Annotated in this window: 5 protein-coding genes; 4 read left to right on the top strand and 1 reads right to left on the bottom strand. The window is 68.8% G+C overall.

Annotated elements, in window-relative coordinates; translation table 11 throughout:
- Positions 1 to 370 precede the first annotated feature (370 nt).
- The 3 genes from HOP12_05600 to HOP12_05590 all read left to right on the top strand — a co-directional run bounded on the left by HOP12_05600 (position 371) and on the right by HOP12_05590 (position 4,080).
- Complete coding sequence (locus tag HOP12_05600; protein ID NOT33631.1) at positions 371 to 2,128, top strand: hypothetical protein; 1,758 nt, start codon at positions 371 to 373, stop codon at positions 2,126 to 2,128.
- A 131-nt stretch (positions 2,129 to 2,259) separates the two neighbouring features.
- Complete coding sequence (locus tag HOP12_05595; protein NOT33630.1) at positions 2,260 to 3,666, top strand: DNA polymerase IV; 1,407 nt, start codon at positions 2,260 to 2,262, stop codon at positions 3,664 to 3,666.
- Positions 3,667 to 3,699: 33 nt separating this feature from the next.
- Positions 3,700 to 4,080, top strand: coding sequence for a VOC family protein (locus tag HOP12_05590; GenBank protein ID NOT33629.1), 381 nt, complete (start codon positions 3,700 to 3,702; stop codon positions 4,078 to 4,080).
- 8 nt (positions 4,081 to 4,088) lie between these two features.
- Here the strand turns inward: HOP12_05590 and HOP12_05585 are convergent, their stop codons facing one another.
- A complete protein-coding gene (locus HOP12_05585; GenBank protein NOT33628.1) occupies positions 4,089 to 4,547 on the bottom strand; it encodes a PaaI family thioesterase in 459 nt (152 codons plus the stop codon).
- Positions 4,548 to 4,648: 101 nt separating this feature from the next.
- Between HOP12_05585 and HOP12_05580 the strand changes: the two genes are divergently transcribed.
- Positions 4,649 to 7,235, top strand: a 2,587-nt coding sequence (locus tag HOP12_05580; GenBank protein ID NOT33627.1) for a DNA polymerase III subunit alpha, incomplete at its 3' end; no start/stop codon positions are given.

Here is a 7,235-nt window from a genome sequence, read left to right as displayed (position 1 = left end):
GCTGAGACTCGTCACCGCCATCCTCGCCGAAGCCAGTGACGAGTGGGAAACCGAACGGACCTACATCAACGCAGAGAGCGACAGGTAGGAACCTGTGAAATTACAGAAAGCGCGTTGCACTATCGACGGCGCCTCCGACGCGCTGAGATTCACGGTCAATGTGGCGGGCATGCAGTGCGTCGATGAGTTCGATAGTGCGCTGCCGGTCGCCGCGGTGCGAATCCCGAGCCTCTCGGACTCACTATGGACGTGGCGATCCGGCAAAGGTCTCGTTCTGCTCGACACCCTTGTCGCGTCGTATGACGCTGGGACGCATGTTGCAACCTTCACCGAACAACGAATCTCTGGCTGTGGGCGATATTCGTTCAGGGTGCTCGTGGACGGCCACCTGCTGCTGGACTCAGCATTCGTCGACATCCGCTCGCTCGACCCGACCCGGCTGGCAATCGGCGGAGTGGACTTCAACGAGATCTCGGGCTACAACGCAGCCGTGTTCACTCAGGCGCCGTGCTTTGATGTCGACTACTCGGGCACGGTTGGGATCCCGGACCACACGCTGTTCCTGGTCCATAGCGGCCACTCGGTGCCGCGACAACTGCTCACGCCGAATGGCGGCCAGACCTGGACCACCGGAAGCACCGCGAGCGTCACCTGGCAACGCGGGCGTGGCGACTCGGCGAGGGTCGAGTTGTATGCGCGCAAGGGTGTGACGGGCTCACGCATCTTGCTCGCGCACGCGCGACCCGACACCGGGGCCGCGAGCATCACGGTCCCGGCGGCTCTCGACACCTGCACCGGATGCTTGATCGAAGTGCAGCACACGGCGGGGACCTACACGTCGGGTCCCTCGGGAATCGAGATCGGATCGGACAAGTCCGACGCCGCCATCACGGTGCTCGACGGCATCCGGCCTGCCAAGGCATCACTCTCGATCGATCTCATTGGCCAGCACTCGTTGAGTCTCGTGTGGACCGCACTCGGCGACGATAGCCTCACGCGGAGCGCCACCCAGTACGACATTCGCTATTCGACTTCGCCCATCACCACGAGCACCTGGGCTTCCGCCACCCAGGCGACCGGCGAGCCCACACCTCAACCCGCCGGCGAAGAGGAGTTCTTCACGCTCTCGGGGCTCCTTCAGTGCACGCGCTACTACGTCGCCATCAAGACCCGCGATGAGGCCAGCAACTGGTCGGCTCTCAGCAACAACCCCAACGCCAAGACCTCGTGCGGCGCGGTGGCGCAGGGAGTTCGACTCGATTCCGAGCCCCCACAAGCCTCGACCGAATCATCGAGCCACCGTGTTGCCGGCGATCCCGTCGCACTCTCGCGCCTGGCGCTCGAGCTGGCGGACGGCGGCGAGTCGCGGCAGATCAAGCTCTACCGGGTCGAAGTGGCGATCAAGGACTCGGCCGCGGCACACGACTTTGGCTGGCAGGCGGGAGACGGTCGCGGCGAGTGGCGGCCAGCCGTCCGCCGCCCGACACTCGAGGGCGAACCGTGGCTCGGCATCGCCGGTCGCTGGGACCGCGCGGGCCGAGTGCTGATGCCCCTCGATGCCGGAGCGACCGGAGTCTCCGCGACCTACCGTGCGAGTTCCGACCTCGCGACGCGAACCTACGACCTCGCGCGCGCGACGCTCGGAGCGATCCCGCTCGATCCGCGTCGTGAGGACTTGGCGGGCGTGGTGGCGAGGCTCACTCCCAGCGACACGCTCTCGCTGACCTATGTGCCGCGAGACCGAGCCGATGACGATGGGCTCGACTACTGGTCCTCGTTCTCGATCCACGAGGTGCGCGTCGAGCGGATCGAGCCCGGTCGTCAGGCAGAAACGGCAACCGTGTTGCCAACCAAGTTCGCGCTGCGAGTGCTGGGGCCGAATCCGTCGGCGGGCAGGCTCGCTGTTCAGTTCGACGTGCCGCTCCGCAGCAACCTCGAGCTCGACGTGATGGACGTGCAGGGGCGCCGCGTGGCAGTACTCGCTCGCGAGTCATTCGAGCCCGGGCGCTACGAGGCTGCATGGCCGGCGAGTGCCGGAGGCGGCACGGCCGCGCCGGGCCTCTACTTCGTTCGCTTGCGGGTCGATGGACGCACGTTGGCCACGACGAGAGTCGTGCTCACCCCATGACCTACCCTCGCGCGATTCGTTTCCTCGCTCCTCTTCACGCGATCTAGCGCCATGCCCCGCTCACCGCATGCGCAGAACACGGCCCGCGAATGGCACAAATGTGCCATTTCATACTCACACGAGGCCACGCGATGACCACCAAACGCCACAGCCCAGTCCACGACGACGAGCGCCCTCCGCTGCTCGCATCACCGCTCTCCTCCACCGCCGCGGCGCCGGCTCGATCGCATGCAGCGATCGACCACTCCGGCACGAACGGTCAGGCACCCGTGAACGCGGAGTCGTGCGCCGCGGTGGAGGCGGAGAAGCACCAGTCAGGGTCGGCCGCCGATCCGGCGCGCTGGATCCTGCACGTCGACATCGACGCGTTCTTCGCCGCGATCGAGCAGTTGCGCGACCCGCGCCTGCGCGGCAAGCCCGTCATCGTGGGCGCCGGCGTGATCGCGTCGTGTTCCTACGAAGCGCGGCGCTTCGGGCTCAAAGCCGGCATGTCGCTGAGCGAAGCCAAGCGGCTGTGCCCCGACGCCGTGATCCTCGAAGGCCACGCGCAGGTCTATCGCTGCTTCGCCGACCAGATCTTCGCGTGCTGCCGAGACGTCGCCCCCGCGGTCGAGACGTTTCTCGACGAGGCGTACTGCGATCTCAGCGGCACCGAGCGCCTGCACGGCGACCTGCTCGCGGCCGGCGCCAGCCTCAAGCAACGCGTGCTCGATGCCACCGGCCTCACGGTCACGTGCGGGCTCGGCCCCAATCGCATGCTCGCCAAGCTCATCGGCAAGACCGTCAAGCCCGACGGCCTCGCGCGCATCACGCCCCAGGAAGCCGACGCGTTTCTCGTCGATCGCCCGATCGAGCAGCTCGCGGGCGTCGGCCACTCGCACGCGAAGACGCTCCGCTCCATGAACCTGCACACGATCGGAGCGCTGCGGGCACTCTCCGCCGACGCGCTCGCCGCGCTGTTCGGCTCGCCAGGCCGCATGCTCTACGAGCGCTGCCGCGGGCGCGACACGGCGGTCGTGACCGAGCGCGAGATCCCGCTTTCGATCTCGCGCGAGACCTCGTTCCATCGCGACACCGCGGATCGCACCGAGATCGAGGGCATGCTCGAGTACCTGGTCGGCCGCGCGTGTCGCGCGGCGCGCGAGCTGGGGATCCAGCCCCGCACCGTCGCGGTGCGCTTCCGCTACACCGACGACGAGAGCGACGAACAGGCCCGCTCGCTGAAAATCCCATCGAGCACCGACCCGGTGGTACTCGCGGTCGCACTCGACATCCTGTGCCGCCGCTTCACGCGCCGCGTGGCGCTGCACGCGGTGGGAGTCTCGCTCTCCAACTTTGCGAGCGATCTCGCCGAGCAGGGCAGCCTGTTCGACGAGGCCGAAGCCGGCCGCCGCCAGGCGCTCTACGAAGCGTTCGACGGCGTGCGTGACGCCTACGGGCACGGCGTGCTGGTGTCGGGCCGTGCGCTCAACCTGAAAGGACGCGTGAAGGAGGACCGCCACGGCTTCGTGCTCCGAACGCCCTCACTGACCAAGTAGTCGCGCCTCACTCCCCCCACCTCGGAGGACCGCATGAAGCCGTCGCACTTCAAGGGGCTCTACACCGCGATGTACCGCGTCCCGGATCTCGCCCAGGCCAAGGCCTGGTATGCGTCGCTGTTCGGCATCGAGCCCTACTTCGATCATCCTTCGTACGTCGGCTTCAACATCGCGGGCTACGAACTCGGCCTGCTGCCGAACGAACCCGGCGCCGCGACCGGGCCCGGTGGTCTGCTGGTCTACTGGGGCGTCGACAAGATGAGCGTGTCGTGGCCGCGACTGCTGTCGCTGGGCGCGACCGAGGTCGAGAAGCCGCAGGACGTGGGCGAAGGCATCTTCGTGGCGACCGCGCGCGATCCGTTCGGCAACCTGATCGGCGTGATCGAGAACCCGCACTTCCCGAACACGGCGTAGTGCAGCCTCTACCCCGGCGGCATGTCGGAACGCTCGCGCAGGCACATCAGCGTCTGGCTGCCCCACACGCAGCGCGTCCGCTTTTCGCCTTCGATCGCTTCCACCTCGAGCTCGCACACCGTGAGCGTGCGACCGGCGCGGATCACGCGGCCGGTCGCCGCGAAGCGTTCGCCGCGGCCGGGTGCGAGCAGATGCACGCGGTACTCGGTGCTCAGCACCGACGAGCCGGCCGGCATCAGCGTGTAGCCGGCGTAGCCGCCCGCGCTGTCGGCAATGGTGCCGAGCACGCCGGCATGCATGTAGCCGTGCTGCTGCACCAGGTCATCGCGGTAGTTCAACTCGATCGTGACGCGCCCGGGCTCGACCACGGTCAGCTCGGCACCGAACAGCGTCATCACCTTCTGCCGCGCGAAGCTCTCGCGCACGCGGCGTTCGAAATCCGCATCGCCTGCCTTGAAGTCGGCCATGGGTTCCTCCTGCGGCGAACGGTACATGAGGCACCGCACGGCGCGCGCGGCGGCGAGGAACCCCGACCGGTTCCGCGGGCACGCCCGGCTCCGAGTTCGGCATGACTGCTTTCGTTCCGCTTCGGGTGCGATCGCATGGGTCGCTGCTGTATGGCACCGCGTCACCCGAGGCATTGATCGAGCGCGCAGTCGAAGCCGGCTGTCACACACTCGCGCTCACGGATCGCGACAACCTGTATCTCGCGATCCGCTTCTGGCAGAAGGCGCGGGCCGCCGGGCTGGCGGCGATTCTCGGGGCGGAACTCACGCTCGGGCCGCATACGGCTTTGTTGCTGGCACTCGATCGGCGGGGCTACGCGAATCTCTGCCGGCTGCTCACACTGCGGCGGCTCGACGACACGTTCGACGCGGTCGCGCGACTCGCCGAGCTGCACAACGGTCTGCACGTGATCGTCGAGTCGCCGGGGCTCGCGGCTTCTTTGATCAGCGCGGGCGTGCCGCCGGCCGAAGGGGTGCCACTCGGCGTGCCGCCTCGTGCGGCGCGCGGCATGCGCGAAGCGCTGCGGCCGGGCGGACTGTGGTTCGGCGTGCGCGGGGTGGGCGCCGAACGCGTGCGGCTGGCGGAACGCGCGGCGGCGGCGCGGCACTTGAACGTACCCATGATCGCGACCGGCGACGTGGTGATGCGCGCGGCCACCGAGCACGACGCACACCGCGTGGCGGTCACGGCGGCGGCGGGCGAGCTCATCGAGCGCATGCCGGCGGGCTCGTTCGCCACGCGCGATGCGTGGTTCGCCACGCCCGCCGAATGGACGCGCCGCGTGCGCGCGACCTGTGCGGGCGCGGGCCTGCCCGAAGTGGCCGAAGGAGCGCTCGCCAACAATCTGCTCGCGGCCTCGCGCTGCCGGCTCGAGCTCACACTCGGCACGCCGATCTTTCCGCGCGCGCCGGTGCCGCCGGGCGAAACCGGCCGCGGGCACCTGCTGGCACTCGGGCGTGCCGGCATCGCGCGGCGCTATGCGCGCTCGCGCGGCGTGGTGGCGCAGGCGACGAGCCGGCTCGAGCACGAACTCGCGATGATCGATCAGCTCGGCTTCACCGACTACTTCCTGCTGGTCGCCGACATCATCGGCTTCTGCCACGCGAACGGCATTCCGAGTGCCGGGCGCGGCTCGGGCGCCAGCTCGATCGTTTCGTACGTGCTCGGCATCACGAACGTGGATCCGATCGCGTACGGGCTCTACTTCGAGCGCTTCCTGCATCCGCAGCGTCGCGATTGCCCCGACCTGGACATCGACCTGTGCTGGAAGCGTCGCGACTCGGTGATCGAGCACGTCTACCAGACCTACGGCGCCGAGCAGGTCGCCATGATCTCCACGCATTCGACGCTCGGCGCACGCTCGGCGTTTCGCGAGACCGCCAAGGCGCTCGGTGTGCCGAACGCGCGCGTCAACGTGTTGGCCAAGCGGGTGCCGCGCGACATGAAGCCGCCCTACGCCTCGCAGCTTGCGGCCTTGCCGGGTGCGCGCGAGGTGGACTGGCGCGAGCCGGTGCTCGCGGAAGCGCTGCGGCTCGCCGAGTCGCTCGACGGGGCACCTCGGCATCTCTCGATTCATGCGGGCGGCGTGGTGATCGGCGATCGCCCGCTGACCCACTACGTGCCGCTCGAGCGCGCCGCCAAGGGAATCGTGGTGACGCAGTTCGAGATGCGCGCGATCGAGGCGATCGGGCTCGTCAAGATGGACCTGCTCGGCAATCGAGCACTCTCGACGATCGGCGAATGCGTGGAGCTGGTGACGCGCCATCGCGGCGTGGCAGTCGACGTCGAAGCGCTGCCCGACGGCGACCCCGCCACCGTGGAGTCGCTGTCGACCGGCGACACGCTCAACTGCTTCCAGCTCGAATCGCCCGCGATGCGAAACCTGCTGCGCATGCTCGACACGCGTTCGCTCGCCGACACGATCGCCGCGGTGGCACTGGTGCGCCCGGGTCCCGCCGAGTCGGGCATGAAAGAAGCGTTCTGCCGCCGTCGCCGCGGCCTCGAACCCGCCACGTTCCTGCACCCGCGACTCGAGAAGGTGCTGGGTGCCACGCACGGCGTGATGCTCTATGAAGAGGACGTGATGACCGTGGCCGCGGCGATCGCCGGTCTCTCGCTCGCCGAGGGCGATCAACTGCGGCGCGCGATCGCGGCGAGTCGCGGCGACGACGACTTCCGCTCGCTCGAACACGGCTTCGTGGGCCACTGCGGGCGCGCGGGTGTGGGACCCGAGATCGCGCGCCTCGTGTGGCGCGAACTCACGCGCTTCGCCGCCTACGCGTTCTGCAAAGCACACGCCGCCGGCTACGGCCTGCTCGCCTACCAGGGCGCCTATCTCCGCGCGCACTTCCCCACCGAGTACGCGGTCGGAATCCTCAACCATCACGCCGGCATGTACGCGACCTGGGTGCACGTCGAAGACCTGCGCCGCCACGGCGTCACGTTCCTGGCGCCTTGTGCGCAGCGTTCGGAGTGGGGGGGGACGTACGAGGAGGGCGAGGGCGCTGCGCCCGCACAGCCCGCGGTGCGGGTCGGGCTGTCGCGCGTGTTCGGGCTTGCGGAGGCTGCGGGAGCGCGGATCGTGGCGGCTCGCACGACGCGCGGGTTCGTGAGTCTCGCGGACTTCGTCGACCGGGTGCGGCCGACGC

The organism is Candidatus Eisenbacteria bacterium, from assembly GCA_013140805.1.
Lineage (GTDB): Bacteria > Eisenbacteria > RBG-16-71-46 > RBG-16-71-46 > RBG-16-71-46 > JABFRW01.
This window is presented reverse-complemented; position numbering and strand designations above follow the sequence as displayed.

Bases quoted from the DNA above. Each gene is read 5' to 3' on its own strand.
- HOP12_05590 (NOT33629.1), top strand. From the start codon at position 3,700: ATGAAGCCGTCGCACTTCAAGGGGCTCTACACCGCGATGTACCGCGTC.
- HOP12_05595 (NOT33630.1), top strand. From the start codon at position 2,260: ATGACCACCAAACGCCACAGCCCAGTCCACGACGACGAGCGCCCTCCG.
- HOP12_05585 (NOT33628.1), bottom strand. From the start codon at position 4,547: ATGGCCGACTTCAAGGCAGGCGATGCGGATTTCGAACGCCGCGTGCGC.